A 16,104-nucleotide genomic window follows, 5' to 3' on the forward strand; every position below is an offset into this window, starting at 1 on the left:
GAAAAAGCTAACAGAGTTGACATCAGGGTGGAAAAGTCGTCAGTTGTCGGTTGTCAGTGTCTGATCTGTTCCCTGTTCCCTATTCGCTGAGATAACTTTCTCTGATTTAGACTGGAAATCGTTGGAATATAGTTCCATAATTAAAACATTAATTAATCTATGAGCGATCGCATCAGTTTGTCTGATTATCAAACCACAGGTGTACCCGTAAGCAGTTTGGGAGAAGTTTTACAACGTGGTGGTGAAGAGTTAATTTTAGAAAAGGTTTTGGATCGTTTCACCATCCGTCTAAATGATAACGTTTCGCTGGGACAACTTTCTCAGGTTGCTGGTAGTGTTTGGCGGCGTACAATCCCCAGAGCAAAACTAGAAGTATTCACTGTTGAACCAAACCAGTTAGAGGTGGCCATTTCTCAAGCACGGGCTGATGAAAAAGTAGCTTTTGGTAGTCATGTTTACAAGTTTAAAGATAATCCAGGCACTTATGTTTATTTAAGTGACCAAATTACGATTCAATTTGCTACTTGGGTAGACTCTGCCAAAATTAATACTATAGCAACTACATTTAGTTTAATTGAAAATCAACCAGTTTTAGGTCTACCTAATACATTTATATTTCTCATTAGCAAACAAGCAACAGAAAACCCTATTAAAATTACGAATCACCTGCAAGGACTCCCAGAAGTTTTAGCGGCTGAACCCAATATTTTCATTCAGCAAGAACCACATTACAAACCCAATGATTCTCTCTATCCCCAACAATGGTATCTGAATCACAATAGCGGTAATCTCTTGGAAGTCGGTTCTCATATTTCTGTAGAACAAGCTTGGGATATTACTCGCGGAGTTCGTTCTGTAGTTGTGGCAGTAGTTGATGATTCCTTTGATTTGAATCACCCAGATTTTCAAGGTATGGGCAAAGTTGTCGCTCCCAGAGACTTGAAAGAAAATGATTTTTTACCTTTACCTGGAGAAAAGGAAACTAGTCACGGTACTGCTTGTGCAGGAATAGCTGTCGCAGAAGAAAATGGTACAGGAATTGTTGGTGTTGCTCCCGGTTGTGCCTTGATGCCAATTCGCACCACGGGATATTTAGATGATGAATCTATTGAGGATATATTTAATTGGGCAATTGAGAAAGGTGCTAGTGTAATTTCTTGTAGTTGGGGAGCTTCTGCTGTTTATTTTCCCTTGTCTTTGCGTCAAAAGGCAGCAATTACTCGCGCTGCTACTCAAGGACGTAATGGGAAAGGATGTGTGATTATATTTGCTGCTGGCAATGCTAACCGCCCAATTGATGGAATTGTCAGTGAGAAAAATTGGCCGAAGAATATTTTAGAAGGTAAGACAACTTGGTTAAGTGGTTTTGCTATTCACCCAGATGTAATTGCTGTGGCGGCTTCTACTAGTATGAATAAAAAAGCTGCTTATAGTAATTGGGGAGAAAATATTTCTGTGTGTGCGCCGAGTAACAATGCTCCTCCGGGAATGTGGTTTCAGGAAACGGGTTTTGTTTACACACAACCGACAATTACTACTTCTCTTTCTGGGTTGGGAATGTTAAGTACAGACCAGTTGGGGGTTGCTGGTTATGATCGGGGTAATTTCACTAATAATTTCGGTGGTACTTCTAGTGCGACTCCTGTAGTTGCTGGTGTAGCGGCGTTAATTTTGTCAGCTAATCCTGATTTGACAGCGCAAGAAGTAAATCGCATTTTACAAGAAACAACTGATAAAATTGTTGATCCTGATGCTGATCCACAACTAGGTTTACGTGGAGGCACTTATGATAGTAGTGGTCATTGCATCTGGTTTGGTTATGGTAAGGTGAATGCTGCTAAGGCTGTACGTGCAGCACAGCAATTGCGTGTATCAGCATCAAGTCCTACTAAAGAATTACGGGCTGAGAATAAAAGCCAGGTTGTGATTCCTGATTTTGATCGACGAGGAATTAGGAGTGCGATCGCTGTTAACGAAAATGTAACTGTGACAGATATTCAAGTGAAAGTGAATATCTCTCACGATTTTTTGGGAGACTTAGAAATTTATTTAATTGCGCCTAATAATCAGCAAGTTTTAATCCAAAGTCGGACTCTGGGAAGACAGACGCAATTAGATAGGACTTATACAGTGCGATCGCATCCTGTTCTCAAACAATTACTTTCTCTACCAGCTAAGGGACGTTGGCAACTACAAGTGATTGATTATTCACCTGAAGATGTGGGGAGAATTAATGGTTGGGAATTGGTGATAGGGTATGGGCATTGAGGGGGCAGGGTGTAGGGTGTAGGGTGTAGGGTGTAGGGTGTAGGGGACAGACAAGTAACGAGCGATGAGTCATAAGTAGTGACAAGAAGACGAGTCAACCACTCGGTACTCGGTACTCGGTACTCGGTACTCGGTACTCGGTACTCTAGGGTGCAGGGTGCAGGGTGCAGGGGGCAAGAGCAATTTGATCTGATATCTACAGTCCACCTGGGAAAAAATTTGATAGACTAAGCTTCTATATATTCGGTGTGAGTCTAATTAATGACAGGCTATGTATAAATCGCCTCAAAAATTTTCAGTGTTGGGCTTACCAGTTCATCTGATGACAAACTATCAAAACTGGTTATTAGAATGCATAAAACAAGGGAAAGGGACTCATGTAGTCACGCTCAATGCAGAAATGAGTATGCAAGCAGAGCGAAATCTATCCCTAGCAGAAGTGATTCAAAAAGCTGATCTAGTGATTCCAGATGGAGCAGGGGTTGTACTTTATTTGCAATGTTTTTTGCGGAAAAAAGTACAACGTTGTCCAGGAATTGAATTGGCAGAAAACCTGTTAAAACAAATTAGTCAGGAGAAAACACCCACCAAAGTATTTTTCTATGGAGGAGCGCCAGGAGTAGCGGAGACCGCAGCCGAATTTTGGCAGCAACAAGCTCCAAATCTCAATATAGTAGGCACTCATTCCGGCTATCACACCCCGGAAGAAGAGGAAATATTCAAGCAAACCCTAACTCAGTTGCAGCCACAAGTGATATTTGTTGGTTTAGGAGTGCCACGTCAAGAGTTGTGGATTGCGAAAAACCGTCATTTGTGTAACCAAGCTATTTGGATAGGTGTTGGTGGTAGTTTCGATATTTGGTCAGGTATAAAAACTCGCGCTCCCCATTGGCTGGCAGATAACAATTTAGAATGGTTATATCGTTTATATCAAGAACCTTGGCGCTGGCGCAGAATGTTGGCTTTGCCTGAGTTTGCGCTCAAAGCCTTTGTTTATGGATTGACTGCTAAAGATGTCAACGGTGCTGAGTGTTAATTGAAAACAGAAATCAGGATATGGGAATAGGGGTGGGGTCGAAAACCAGCAGTTTCTTAAACCCTCTTAACTTTGTGTCCTACCCTGCGGGAAGCCGCTCCGCGTCTATGCGTTCTTTGTGGTTGATTCATCTCAAGCCTGGGAGCAATTGCCAGATGTCAAAAAAATTAACTTACACATTTGGGATGCTCCCTGGAATTTTGAATTTTGTATTTTGCTTTTGGGTGTTGTAAATTGTGAGGAAATTTGAGCAATGCCAATATCAACAACTCCAGAAAAGACGGATACTTCTGTTCATCAAGAAGATACACCGAGTCAACAGCAAAATAGTCAGACTGGGACAATGGTAGAACTACGTTCTGTGTCCAAGACTTACATCAATGGTTATCATGCTCTGTTGGATGTAAGTATTGATATCAAAAAAGGAGAATTTCTTTTTATCACTGGTCCGAGTGGTTCTGGGAAATCGACCTTTTTAAAATTGCTGTATGGTCAGGAGTTACCTACTCAGGGAGAGGTGATTGTTGATGGTATTAATGTAGCAAATCTGCGGGGCGATCGCTTGTCATTTCTGCGTCGTCGTATCGGTATTGTGTTTCAAGATTATAAATTAATTCCCCAACGGACAGTAGCTGAAAATGTAACTTTTGTACTACAAGCACAAGGCTACACTCGTAAAGAAATTCAACGACGCTTAGAACCGACTTTAAAATTAGTAGGGTTACTGTCTAAAGCTGACCGCTTTCCTGATCAGCTTTCTGGGGGAGAACAACAGCGGGTGAGTATTGCCAGAGCAATTATTGCCACTCCTCCACTGCTGTTAGCTGATGAACCAACGGGAAACCTTGACCCTGATAATTCTTGGCAAGTAATACAAATTCTCCAAAAATTAAATACTTTTGGAGCGACTGTAATTGTTACTACCCATGATGAACAGCTAGTCAGGCGGTGTAATCATCCAGTGGTACAGGTAAAAAATGGGCGATTGTATAAAAAATAGGGTGTGGGGTGTAGGGGAAAAGCTAATCAATCTCTTGTTTAACTTTTTGAGATATAGGTGCAAGAGGTTTACCAAGGTTAGATGCTGAAATTGGTAATTTATCTAAAGTTTGCAAACTATTTAAAGCCGCTTCACGAATTACAACTTCTTCTTCTCTACTCAATAGCAATCGCAAGCATTCCACAACTTCTTCCTGTACTGAAGGATCAACCTGTTTGCGCGTAATAAATTTAGTTAGCTGACGCACTGCAAGCAATCGCTTTAAAGAGTCAGTTTCTGCTAGATTGTTTAACAGTTCATCGAGATAGTCTTCTTCTCGGTTAACTTGAAGGTTGAATATTTGCCAAACCAATAACACTAAAGTTAGTAATGTTCCCAAACCTTGGACAATAGCACCAACAGCCAGCCAAGGACTTGGAGAGTCAACCCAAATTGCAGCAGCTATATAACTAATAACAGTAGCAATTCCACCGCTGGCAACTGCTAAAGCTAACCGAATGTTAGCACTGGTTAAAAATTTACGTATTTCTAACCAATTTAAGCGCCAATTCCATTTAGGAATTGAGTAAGCTATGAGCATCACTAAAATGCCAACTGCAAGTGCTAACAACAGCTTCCAGTTCCACAACAGCATAGCAACAATAATTGTTAAGAAGGCAAGAATGCTTCCAGGTTCATAAAAACGTTTTAAATTACGCTGCTTTGGGCTTCCTGTCTTAATCTCTGGAAGCTGATTAATTAATTGCCGCCAAGGAGACACAGCCTGTGCCACAGTTATTACCTACTCAATTACAAAACTACATTGATTAATATTAGTCACTTGTCAGTAGCAAAAGGTAATAAAGCAAAAGATTGTTCTTTTCCTACACCTTACACCCTACACCCTCTTCTTTCCCTGTCACCTGCTCAGGTCAGGTTGAAAAACAAAATTTAAATTCATCCAGGGTGAAGTGACCATCAAAGGCGCAGAAGCAAACTTTTTTAATGTAATTTGCTGAGACGGATAACATGGTATTTGGGGGTATGTCTGAGCCAGAATTGACGATATTGGCTGTAGGTAGAACAGATTCGTTCAGTAATTTATCTTCTTCATCGTAGGCATAAATGACTAATCGTTGTGAGCTAGTCACTAAAGCACTAACCCAGTTGACAGGACGTACAAAAGTCACCTCTAACAATCCGCTTTTAGGAGATCCCATTAATAGGTTGATTCCTGAATGCCTTGGAAATGCTGGATTTGAGGGCTGTATAGCTAAACAATTATGAAAAATTATGCCTAAGCGTTTGAATTGATTGTGTACCGTTTCATAAGATTTCAAATTATCTAAGTTGAGACGAATACATCTAGGTAAAGTTACTTGCTCGTCATCAATATCTTCATTAACTAAATCTTGAGAGTCTGAAGCGACAATCTCGTTGGGTATATCAGATCTATCAAGCTGAAATTTAGTGCTTTCCAGCTTTTGTGCTTGTTCTAATTGAAGAGTAGGCTGATTGACCATGACACCCCGCTTTACCATTGCCTAAACACTAACCATGTCAATAAAAAGCTCTGACTTATGCATATACAAATAAATGAGAGTCAATTACGCTAATTGATGCGAGCTTTGCAGTTATCTTTTCTTTAACGCTCAAAGTTAACAGTGATTTTTCTGATAGATTACCATAAAAACCCACATCGGTATTCATTATACTTGTAATACCAGTCTGATCAAAAAACTTTATTGCACAGTAGTTTCAGAATAATTTATTTGTATGATTAGAAAAATCACACTAAATCTTCATAAATTGTTTCCTGATTTTACATTTGCTTAATCTAAACAATGGTCAGAGGTACTGCCGTTGTTAGTTAGCAGATAATAAATCAGGGCGAGGAGTTTGTACTGAATGAGTCAGCATTTTGGTAACACCTCGATGCTACCAATGCCCATTATCACACAAACTAATACAGGATACTTATGTGGCAACCACTGGGATTTGAGCAACGTTCCATCAATACCTCACTAGGTAAGATGGTATACTATACAGCTACTGGCTCACCTTGGCAGGATAAAAGTGAAAAAGCTGACAGGGAAACTTTGTTAGGCAGGGAACAGGTAACAGTTTTAGCCGTCTGGTGTAGTTAAATGAGTGGGTTTATTCAACAGCAAAATGCACCCTTTTGGTGTCTCTGGCTTCAAAAACCTTGCACCTCCTTCTGCCTTCTGCCCTCTGCCTTCTGCCTTCTCCCAACCAAGATCACCAAAAGTTGCCAAGACCCCCTATTATTGATGGTTTTCTTCTTCCTTGCTGATGGCTGATGGCTGACGGCTGAAAGCTTACCAATTACCAATTGCCCATTAGCAAAAATTTATTGTTCTTTTAAACGAATATCAATGACGGAAGCGTTGAAGTTATAGTTAAAACCTTCTAATTCAAAGGGCATCCCAATTTTGACTTTACTGTTGCCTAAAACTGGCCCGTTGTCGGTAACTTGAGCTTTGCCTTCTAAAGTCAAGAGAAAATCTGTACTATAGTTATTGGCTCTGGGATCTGGCAATTCTTTAACTGTGCCATCTGGTTGAGGAACAGTGATGGTTCTTTCTAATTGTTGAATGGATTTAATTCCTATTTGACCATAGGGTTGATTGCGGATAATGACATTTGTTTTACCGCCTTTGCTAAATCCTTGTTTAAATAACTGCTCAGGGTCGCGGACGTTTAAACCACGTACGACTAAGTCTACTTCTATAGGTGCTGTTTTTGTACCGACTTGAGCCACAGAACCGGAAGTTCCTGGAAATATAAAAACGCCAATTATAACTAGTAATATTACCAGGGCAGCACCTAAATCAAGTAAGTTGATTTTGCCGAATAAGCGACCTTTGGAATCTAAAATAGACATAACGAGTTTTTTGAGGTTACAGTAAAGTCAAAGAAGGTTTGAGAGGGAAGTAGTAATTTTATCTATTTGTTAACAAATCAAACCGACTGGAATGTGCAGTCATGCGACAGTTTATCATGGCTGGGACAGTTTGGAATGATGGCAGGGGAAACCTAACTATTTGACAATTTAAAATTTCTGATTCCTAATCATAGCTTAGACTCTAACGGTTTTCTGTCTTGCCATCTGAAAATATATGTGGTTGTTTAGTTGAGCGGTATTGAGTTGAGAGTGCAACTTAGTAGCTGTAAATACGTCCCCTAGTTTAAGTTCTCACACAACTGTAGTTTTTACTGGATTATGATTAACTGGAATAGATTTTTGGCAAGTTACCGTTTACGGCGGCGTTGGTTTTATCCGTTGATTTCGTTAACTGTTGCTCTGAGTTTGTGCTTGAGTACATCCTTACCCGGCCGAGCTATAGATTTATTACCTCTTTTATTTCAAGGCGCACAAATACTTCAGTTGTCTAATATGTCTGATCGTCAGGAAGTTGAGCTTGGTAAGCAGATGAATGATGAGTTGCGTCAAGAAGTGAGAATTTCCCGCAATCAACAGCTTACCAGCTATGTGGAGCAGATTGGTAGACGATTAGCAACTAATAGCGATCGCCCGAATATTCCTTATACTTTTCAAGTGGTTGAGGATGATTCTGTTAATGCTTTTGCGACTCTGGGTGGTTTCCTTTATGTCAATACAGGACTGATAAAAACGGCGGACAATGAAGCGGAATTAGCCAGTGTCATAGGTCATGAAATGGGTCATGTTGAGGGTAAACACTTGCTTAAACAAATGCGACAAAGAGCGATTGCCTCTGGTGTAGCTACAGCAGCGGGGTTAGATAGAAATAAGGCAGTAGGTATTGGTGTTGATTTAGCTCTCAATCGCCCCCGTAGTCGTCAAGATGAATATGATGCAGATACAAGAGGACTAAGAACTTTAACACGGGCTGGTTATTCTCCCTCAGCGATGGTTTCGTTTATGAAAAAGCTGCAAGGAAAAAGTTCAATTCCCACGTTTTTGAGTACACACCCTGGAGCGAGCGATCGTGTTAAAGCACTACAACGCCAAATCGACCTCCAACCTAGTAAAAGTAATTTTGGTTTGGATAATGCAGCTTATAGGGCTAATATCCGAGCTTTTTTACAGTAGGAATTTTGCTTTGGTTAGTCATCCTCTGAACAATGGACAATTAACAATTGACAATTGACAATTACCTCTCAGGAAGAAGTAAGAAGATTGAGGAATAGGAACTGCTTGATTTTTTCTCCTTTCTAGGAGAGGTTTTAAAACTGGAATGAAAAAATTGTCAATTATCAATTATCAATTATCAATTATCAATTATCAACCGATAAATCCGGGGGTTTTGACCATGAAGAAATTATTGATAAGCGCGTTGTTTATGACGACGACTAACCTTAACTTCTTTTGGCTCAACCTTCCTGGCTGCTTGTTCTAAAGGTAAAGTCCGCACAGAGTTGTTAAAAACATTGACTTGATAAACCAAGTCATTGGTAATATCTAGTCCCGTTAACCAACCACTGCGGGGATGATATACTCCAGTATCAATATCTAGCCATCCTTGCCCTAGTGCTAACTGGCCTGGAAGAACCCCTGGTAAAGTAAAAGTGATGGTATGACCAACAATAATTAATTTATTGGTAAAGTAAGGCTGTTCCATGCTGTGAAATTCATCACGTATCCAGCAAAGTTCTTCCGCTGTTTGTTCAGAAACAGATTTATCAGGATCAACACCTGCATGGGTTAACCATACATCTCCCAAGTCTAGATATGTTGGTAAATTTCCAAACCAATCTAGATGGTCTTGGGGAATTTGGGCTGCTTGATAGCTGGTAATAGTGGCTTGTCCACCACTGTAAAGCCATGCCTGTATTGTTTGATTAGAGCTAGATTTATTATTAAGAACATTGAGTAACATTTGTTCATGATTACCCAGCAGGCAAGAATAGTTATTTGTTTTCACAAACTCTACTACTTGTGCGCTCTGGGGACCTCTGTCTATTAAATCTCCTAAAAAATAAACTTGATCTTCTGATGATGGTGAAATTTTCTCAAACAGTTTCATTAAACCTTGATAGTAACCATGTACATCGCCAATAATTATTTTGCGTGGACTGATTTCGCTCATCGGCTCTTGCCTTGAATAAAGTTCCTGGATAGTTTTACTACAATTTTATGTTTGTAATTTACACTTGAATAGGTTAATAATACTCGATTAATTGAATAATTTACATAAAAATCGTCAATGAAAAGCGAGTAACATTCATACCCAAAGCCCCTCGTCTAGCCTTGATTGGTCATTTCCTAATCTCCATCAGACTGGTACACTTAACAAATATATTTTAGTGGTGACTGGAAAATTCTAGCGGATAGAACATAACTATTTTAAAATAGTAAGCATTCAGCTATCAGCAGTCAGCCGTCAGCTAAAACTGGTTCTCAGGCTCAGTTTAAAGGATTTTTGAGGTAAACCGATACCAAAATCAATTCCTCATTCCTGGCTAAAAATGCTCATAAATTCCAGATAATAGCTGATTACTGATTACTGACTACTGAATACTTACTGAAAATTTAACCCAGTATATCTTAAAATATAAACCATATTTCTTGACCTGACGTAACACGGTACAATGTCTGATCAATTTTCTGGAGAAATTAGTTCCCGTATCTGCAATCACATGAATGAAGATCATGCAGATGCTGTTTTAATATACGCTCAAGCTTTTGGTGGTATAACAAATGCGACAACAGCCGAGATGCTATCAATTGATGCCAATGGCATGGATTTAACAGTAGCAGTAAATGAAGAGCCAGTACCAGTGCGAATTCAGTTTGATCATGTTTTAACAGATGCTGAAGATGCTCATCAAACTTTGATTGCAATGGTTAAACAAGCACGGGCAAAGAAAAACTAAAAACACTTTAGGACAGGACTGACCCTGAGAAACCTAGTCTGTTAAGTAATATTACAAACCTTGGAAAAATATTGAGAAATTCGCCGTTAGTCAAACATGGTTTTAAGGTAGAACCTATAGCAATACTACTCAGTTCAGGGGGAAAGGACAGGAAACAGGACTTACGCACAAAATTTATCATCAGGGCTGGGTGTAGGGTGTAGGGGTTTTTTCCTTTGATCAACCTATCCTCCGAAAACCTTATTTTTTCGTTCTTTTGCGTAAGTCCTAGAAATAAGGGGGAAAAAATATTGACCCTTTAACCTTTGACCAAGCCAATCGCCAACTTCCACGCTCAAACACCGAGTAGTGTTGAAACCTATAGGATAAACTTGAGGCAAATAATAATGAATAAAAACAATATTCAAAACTATCGGTTTGTCTGTACTTTGACCTTTGGTGATATCTACGGTCAAATCATTGCTTGGTTAATCACTATTACCATTAGTTTGGCTTCAGCTTTAGCATTGATGGGTGCGAGAAGGCCCGTATACGCTTTAGCTACAGTAGGACTTGTAATTGTTCTCACTTTACCTTTCTTACTGTTTGCTTTTGTGACAACATTGTTAAATCATATTGAACTAACTGCTGTAGAACCAGGGACAAAAACTGAACCTATACCCGGTAATGTTTCTCAGCAACAACCTATCCAAGCAAGCAGTTAATAACTTGGTAATGGGTAATGGGTAATTGGTAATGGGAATAAACTGATAAATAAAGATAGCATCCCTGTTTCTAGACAGGGTATTTTTTTGCAATTGGGGTTTGATAATGCTAGAACATGATGTGATTATTGTGGGTGGTGGTTTAGCGGGATGCCAAGCGGCATTGGAAATTGCCCGGACTGACCCTAGTTTAAATGTGGCGGTAGTTGCCAAAACTCATCCTATTCGTTCTCACTCAGTCGCAGCCCAAGGTGGTATGGCTGCATCTTTGAAAAATGTTGACCCAGAAGATAGTTGGGAAGCACACGCTTTTGATACTGTTAAGGGTTCTGATTATTTGGCAGACCAGGACGCTGTAGCTATTCTTACCCAAGAAGCGCCGGATGTGGTAATTGATTTAGAACATCTGGGGGTTTTATTTTCTCGACTTCCTGATGGTAGGATCGCTCAAAGGGCTTTTGGTGGACATTCCCACAACCGCACCTGTTACGCAGCTGATAAAACAGGTCATGCCATTTTGCACGAGTTGGTAAATAACCTGCGCCATTATGGTGTGCAAATTTACGAAGAATGGTATGTAATGCGCCTGATATTAGAAGATGATCAGGCGAAGGGTTTGGTGATGTTTCACTTGGTGGATGGACATATTGAGGTGGTGCGGGCTAAGGCGGTGATGTTTGCGACGGGGGGATATGGTCGCGTTTATAACACTACTTCTAATGATTATGCTTCCACTGGTGACGGTTTGGCAATGACGGCGATCGCAGGTTTACCTTTGGAAGATATGGAGTTTGTCCAGTTTCACCCCACTGGGTTGTATCCGGTAGGAGTGTTAATTTCCGAAGCGGTACGGGGAGAAGGGGCATATTTAATTAATGCTGAGGGTGATCGCTTTATGGCTAATTATGCACCCAGTCGTATGGAATTAGCTCCTCGTGATATTACCTCCAGAGCGATCGCTTATGAAATCCGCGCTGGAAGGGGTATAAATCCTGACGGTAGTGCAGGTGGTCAATTTGTTTATTTAGATTTGCGTCATCTGGGTAAAGAAAAAATCATGAGTCGCGTTCCCTTTTGCTGGGAAGAAGCACATCGTTTAGTAGGTGTTGATGCTGTCACTCAACCTATGCCAGTACGTCCCACAATTCATTATTGTATGGGTGGTATACCAGTGAACACAGATGGACAAGTTCGCAGCAGTGCAAATGATTTAGTTGATGGATTTTTTGCGGCTGGTGAAACCTCTTGTGTTTCTGTTCATGGTGCAAATCGTCTCGGTAGTAACTCCCTACTGGAATGTGTAGTTTATGGTAAGCGCACAGGGGCGAGTATGGCTAGGTATGTGCAGAATCGCAAATTACCAACTTTAGATGAACAACGTTATATTTCCGAAGCAAAACAACAAATTCAAAGTTTACTAGAACAACCAGGAAAATATCGGATCAATCAAATTCGTCAAGAATTCCAAGACACAATGACGCAATATTGTGGAGTGTTTAGAACAGCAGAATTAATGGGTGAAGGTTTGCATAAATTAGCAGAATTACAACAACAATATCCACAAATTTATTTAGATGATAAAGGCAGTTGTTGGAATACGGAATTAGTGGAAGCTTTAGAATTGCAAAGTTTAATGGTTGTAGGACAAACAATTTTAGCATCAGCTTTAAATCGTCAAGAAAGTAGGGGCGCACATTTTCGAGAAGATTTTCAACAGAGGGATGATAGTAATTTCTTGAAACATACAATGGCTTATTATTCACCTGCGGGTATTGATATTCAATATATGCCGGTGGTGGTGAATATGTTTGAACCAAAGGAGAGGAAGTATTGAGGAATTAAAAATTAAAAACAAAGTATCCCTAAAACAATTAGGAGTGTTTAGCTAAGTAATATGCAACTTATTACAGGGAAGATACGAAAAACAGTATTAAGAGTTTTTAGATTTCGTAAATACTACTTCCCTGTCCTAAATAAGACTCATAAATATGCTGATAAACCTCTAGACATTTTTTCTCATAAACTTCTATTGAATAACTTTGAGGTAATTTATCTAGCATATCATTAATTGTCACCTCTACACCTGCTCTAGTTTGCTGGCGTTTTCTCCAGTCTAAAACTAGCTTTTCTTTTTTTAATGTTGCTAATAATTCTCTAGCTACTTGTTTTACTTCTAATTCTTCTTCTGTAGTTAGGTTAATTTCTGGTTTAGTTAATAAATCAAAAATGGCTAATTCTTCTTCAGTTAATTTATTTGCTATTGCTCTTTTGTCTTCTGTTTTTAACTCCTGTGCAAAATTCATCAACTCATGAAAAAACCATTGCACAGTTCTAGAACCTGAGTTATATTCATCTATCATTTGTTGAAATTTCTCTAAATAATTAACGCGAGTTCTATTTAAATAGACCATTTTTTGTAGATTTTTGTTAATATTTCCCTTTAATTTCTCTGCTATTGTCCGTTGATAACCAGTATTAAACTGTGCTTGTAAAGCTGCAAAATCTAAATCATTGAGATTTACTAACTGACTAGGATGATTAGTAATGATAAAGTGTCCAGCCGTGATAGAATCATCTAATAATTCTTCTACCTTTTCCACTACTTCAGATACATCTATATTTGAAACTTCTAACCTAATTGTATTAGCTAATCTTGTTAATAAGGCTTGATTTTTCGTAAATTCACTAGCAGCGATATCAGGTAAAATGGCTTTATAAAGTTGAGTGACATTGTTAACAATAGAAAAATAATTGCGTTTAGCATCATCATTTACTAATATTGCGTCTACCGCGTCCTTCCAGAATTTAGTGTTTAAAAAACCATCTTGGATATTTTCTAACTTTTGAAAATCAATTCCTTTATTTTGACAAAATACCAACGCTTCCGTTATGGCGGTTCTTAATTGTCCCACTAAAGCAGATTTATTTTTAACAGGTGTATCTCCCTCTTGAATACCACCACCAGCAGCAGAACCATAAATAGCTAATGCTTGTTGTAAATCTCTAAATACACCGATATAATCAACAATTAAACCATTGTTTTTATCTTTAAACACACGATTAGCTCTAGCTATAGTTTGCATGAGCGTATGGTTATACATTGGTTTATCTAAATAGATAGTGGAACAACTAGGAACATCAAAACCAGTTATCCACATTGCACAGACAAATACTATTCTTAATGGGTTATCAACATCTTTGAATTTCTCATCTAGTGCTGGTGACTCTTTCACCATTCTTTGACGGTGAGGGGTAATATCTAATGATTTTTTCTGAAATGCTTCTATTTCACCTTGAGATTGAGAAATTATGACCGCCATATCTGTTTCTTCTACATAGCGAATTTGTTTAGAAAGTCGCTTTTGTTCAAATTCACTAATATTTGATGTGGCTAATTCTGTTTTAAGTTTGGTTAAATGTTGTTGCCAATAATCCTGGACTTTGTTATACATTTTTACGGCTGTAAATCTATCAATAGAAACTACCATTGCTTTACCTTTGTAGCCTCTATTTAAAAAGTGGGTGACGATATCAGCCGCTATTACTTCTAAACGGTCATTTCTGGTAATAAGTTGATATTGTCTAGCGCATTGTCTTTCTAAATTCTGTTCTTCTTCTTCATCTAACATGGCATTATCAATAATGCGATAAACATCTTCATTTAACTCATCATTGGTTAATTGCAGTTCAGGTATTCTATTTTCATAATATAGGGGAACTGTAGCGTTATCTTCTACTGATTGACGGAAGTTATAGATACTAATATAATTACCAAATTCTTCTCTAGTTTTTTCTTCTCCTGCCATTAATGGTGTACCTGTAAAGCCAATAAATGCGGCATTAGAGAGGGCTTTTCTCATATTTAAAGCATATATATCATATTGGCTACGGTGAGCTTCATCAGCTATGACAATAATATCTGAACGGTCGGATAATAGAGGGTATGTTTCACCTTTTTCTGTACGGAATTTTTGAATTAATGTGAATATATAGCGGTGGTCTGCTTTGAGTAATTGTTTTAAATGTTCAGCATTTTTCGCTCTTACTTCTTTTTCGGGTGCTGTGACTACTCCAGAATAAGCGAAATTTTTATATATTTGTTGGTTTAGGTCTTCTCTATCTGTGACGATTAAAAATGTCCAGTTTCCTATTAATTTACGGAGTATTTTCTGTGAAAAGAAAACCATTGAATAGCTTTTTCCGCTTCCTTGGGTATGCCAGAATACTCCTAATTTACCTTGATTATTTTTAATATCTTTTACTGCTTCTATTGCACTATTAACACCTAGAAACTGATGATTTTTAGCGACTATTTTCACTAATTTACCTTTTGCAGTGTAGAAAAAGATAAAGTTTTCTATCAAATCTAACAACCGTGTTTTGTCACAAGTTCCTTTGATGATGGTATCTAGAGAAATTATCCCTTCTTCACCTTCACTATTGATTTTTTTCCATTCGCTGTAGTGTTCCCAAGATGCAGTTAAACTACCAATACGGCTTTTACTGCCATTAGAAAGAATAATAACGGCATTGTACCAGAAAAGTTGAGGAATTGTCCGTTTATAGTCTTGTAAATTATTTTTATAAGCTAATTCTAAGCGTTTATGGTTGGCTTTGAGTTCAATAAATACTAAGGGTAAACCATTAATAAAACCTATTAAGTCAGCGCGTCTTTTATAAATATCACTTGTTATCCAAAATTGAGAAGCTAGGAAAAAATCATTATTGCTGGGTGTGTTCCAGTCAATAACTTTTACTGTTTCTTTTATTTCTTCATGGTTAACATCTTTAAAGCTGACTTTTACCCCAGTTTTTAATAGTTGGTAAATTTCTTTATTGGCGTTTTCTAAACTTAATGTACTACGACTGCGGGTAAGTTCTTCTATTGCTAATTCTACCGCTTCATTTGGTAAGTCTGGGTTAATTGTGGTTAAGGCTGTACGCAGTTTAGGAAGTAACACTACCTCATCCCTTGTTTCTCTTCCTAATGTGCCATTTATGCCTATTTCTTCATTGTAGCAGTTGGCGGTATTCCAGCCTAATTCAGAGAATAGTTTAATGGTAGCGTTTTCTAATGCTTGTTCTGAGTCAGGGTGAGGATAGCGCATAATTGCTAGTGTATTTACACAGGGTTATGTATTCATTATGCACTATTTTATTGTCAGAATCAGGTGGTTATCGAGCGAAGTCGAGATGATGTCCAGGATTTGAGGATTTACAGGATGATATTATTTGTC

General features: G+C 38.5%; 12 protein-coding genes and 1 pseudogene. 8 read left to right on the forward strand and 5 right to left on the reverse strand.

What is annotated here, in order from left to right:
• Window positions 1-159: 159 nt before the first annotated feature.
• The 3 genes from A0J48_RS06460 to ftsE all read left to right on the forward strand — a co-directional run bounded on the left by A0J48_RS06460 (window position 160) and on the right by ftsE (window position 4,304).
• Window positions 160-2,268, forward strand: a complete 2,109-nt coding sequence (locus A0J48_RS06460; RefSeq protein WP_200321413.1) for a S8 family serine peptidase — start codon at window positions 160-162, stop codon at window positions 2,266-2,268.
• A gap of 271 nt (window positions 2,269-2,539) precedes the next feature.
• Complete coding sequence (locus tag A0J48_RS06465) at window positions 2,540-3,304, forward strand: WecB/TagA/CpsF family glycosyltransferase (RefSeq protein WP_200321414.1); 765 nt, start codon at window positions 2,540-2,542, stop codon at window positions 3,302-3,304.
• Window positions 3,305-3,557: 253 nt separating this feature from the next.
• The gene (gene ftsE, locus A0J48_RS06470; RefSeq protein ID WP_200321415.1) at window positions 3,558-4,304 is read left to right on the forward strand and encodes a cell division ATP-binding protein FtsE; all 747 of its coding nucleotides are present in this window, start codon (window positions 3,558-3,560) and stop codon (window positions 4,302-4,304) included.
• Window positions 4,305-4,326: 22 nt separating this feature from the next.
• Here ftsE and A0J48_RS06475 read toward each other — a convergent pair whose 3' ends face one another.
• A complete protein-coding gene (locus tag A0J48_RS06475) occupies window positions 4,327-5,076 on the reverse strand; it encodes an armadillo-type fold-containing protein (protein ID WP_200321416.1) in 750 nt (249 codons plus the stop codon).
• Between the two features lie 139 nt (window positions 5,077-5,215).
• Window positions 5,216-5,806 carry a hypothetical protein gene (locus tag A0J48_RS06480; protein ID WP_234300759.1) on the reverse strand — a complete coding sequence of 197 codons (591 nt, stop codon included), beginning with the start codon at window positions 5,804-5,806 and terminating at the stop codon, window positions 5,216-5,218.
• A 456-nt stretch (window positions 5,807-6,262) separates the two neighbouring features.
• Here A0J48_RS06480 and A0J48_RS06485 point away from each other — a divergent pair.
• Window positions 6,263-6,388: pseudogene (locus A0J48_RS06485) on the forward strand (alpha/beta fold hydrolase); the annotation flags it as partial.
• Between the two features lie 266 nt (window positions 6,389-6,654).
• Here A0J48_RS06485 and A0J48_RS06490 read toward each other — a convergent pair.
• Window positions 6,655-7,188, reverse strand: a complete 534-nt coding sequence (locus A0J48_RS06490) for a DUF4330 domain-containing protein (RefSeq protein ID WP_200321420.1) — start codon at window positions 7,186-7,188, stop codon at window positions 6,655-6,657.
• A gap of 339 nt (window positions 7,189-7,527) precedes the next feature.
• Between A0J48_RS06490 and A0J48_RS06495 the strand changes: the two genes are divergently transcribed.
• Entirely contained in the window at window positions 7,528-8,379 is an 852-nt protein-coding gene (locus tag A0J48_RS06495; RefSeq protein WP_200321422.1) for a M48 family metallopeptidase, read from the forward strand.
• A gap of 229 nt (window positions 8,380-8,608) precedes the next feature.
• On the opposite strand, the gene A0J48_RS06500 is transcribed toward A0J48_RS06495, so the two are convergent.
• Window positions 8,609-9,376 (reverse strand): metallophosphoesterase family protein, encoded by a 768-nt coding sequence (locus A0J48_RS06500; protein WP_200321424.1) that lies wholly within the window; start codon window positions 9,374-9,376, stop codon window positions 8,609-8,611.
• A 502-nt stretch (window positions 9,377-9,878) separates the two neighbouring features.
• Here A0J48_RS06500 and A0J48_RS06505 point away from each other — a divergent pair.
• The 3 genes from A0J48_RS06505 (at window position 9,879) to A0J48_RS06515 (ending at window position 12,701) form a co-directional block, all read left to right on the forward strand.
• A complete protein-coding gene (locus A0J48_RS06505) occupies window positions 9,879-10,163 on the forward strand; it encodes a DUF2470 domain-containing protein (protein ID WP_200321426.1) in 285 nt (94 codons plus the stop codon).
• A 386-nt stretch (window positions 10,164-10,549) separates the two neighbouring features.
• Window positions 10,550-10,867 carry a hypothetical protein gene (locus A0J48_RS06510; RefSeq protein ID WP_200321428.1) on the forward strand — a complete coding sequence of 106 codons (318 nt, stop codon included), beginning with the start codon at window positions 10,550-10,552 and terminating at the stop codon, window positions 10,865-10,867.
• A gap of 106 nt (window positions 10,868-10,973) precedes the next feature.
• Window positions 10,974-12,701 carry a succinate dehydrogenase/fumarate reductase flavoprotein subunit gene (locus A0J48_RS06515; protein ID WP_200321430.1) on the forward strand — a complete coding sequence of 576 codons (1,728 nt, stop codon included), beginning with the start codon at window positions 10,974-10,976 and terminating at the stop codon, window positions 12,699-12,701.
• 106 nt (window positions 12,702-12,807) lie between these two features.
• On the opposite strand, the gene A0J48_RS06520 is transcribed toward A0J48_RS06515, so the two are convergent.
• Window positions 12,808-15,975 (reverse strand): type I restriction endonuclease subunit R, encoded by a 3,168-nt coding sequence (locus A0J48_RS06520; protein ID WP_200321432.1) that lies wholly within the window; start codon window positions 15,973-15,975, stop codon window positions 12,808-12,810.
• Between the last annotated feature and the right edge of the window lie 129 nt (window positions 15,976-16,104).

The sequence above is a fragment of the Sphaerospermopsis aphanizomenoides BCCUSP55 genome, from assembly GCF_001586785.1.
Lineage (GTDB): Bacteria > Cyanobacteriota > Cyanobacteriia > Cyanobacteriales > Nostocaceae > Sphaerospermopsis_A > Sphaerospermopsis_A aphanizomenoides_A.

Bases quoted from the DNA above. Each gene is read 5' to 3' on its own strand.
- A0J48_RS06460 (WP_200321413.1), top strand. From the start codon at position 160: ATGAGCGATCGCATCAGTTTGTCTGATTATCAAACCACAGGTGTACCC.
- A0J48_RS06465 (WP_200321414.1), top strand. From the start codon at position 2,540: ATGTATAAATCGCCTCAAAAATTTTCAGTGTTGGGCTTACCAGTTCAT.
- ftsE (WP_200321415.1), top strand. From the start codon at position 3,558: ATGCCAATATCAACAACTCCAGAAAAGACGGATACTTCTGTTCATCAA.
- A0J48_RS06480 (WP_234300759.1), bottom strand. From the start codon at position 5,806: ATGGTCAATCAGCCTACTCTTCAATTAGAACAAGCACAAAAGCTGGAA.
- A0J48_RS06490 (WP_200321420.1), bottom strand. From the start codon at position 7,188: ATGTCTATTTTAGATTCCAAAGGTCGCTTATTCGGCAAAATCAACTTA.
- A0J48_RS06495 (WP_200321422.1), top strand. From the start codon at position 7,528: ATGATTAACTGGAATAGATTTTTGGCAAGTTACCGTTTACGGCGGCGT.
- A0J48_RS06500 (WP_200321424.1), bottom strand. From the start codon at position 9,376: ATGAGCGAAATCAGTCCACGCAAAATAATTATTGGCGATGTACATGGT.
- A0J48_RS06505 (WP_200321426.1), top strand. From the start codon at position 9,879: ATGTCTGATCAATTTTCTGGAGAAATTAGTTCCCGTATCTGCAATCAC.
- A0J48_RS06510 (WP_200321428.1), top strand. From the start codon at position 10,550: ATGAATAAAAACAATATTCAAAACTATCGGTTTGTCTGTACTTTGACC.
- A0J48_RS06515 (WP_200321430.1), top strand. From the start codon at position 10,974: ATGCTAGAACATGATGTGATTATTGTGGGTGGTGGTTTAGCGGGATGC.
- A0J48_RS06520 (WP_200321432.1), bottom strand. From the start codon at position 15,975: ATGCGCTATCCTCACCCTGACTCAGAACAAGCATTAGAAAACGCTACC.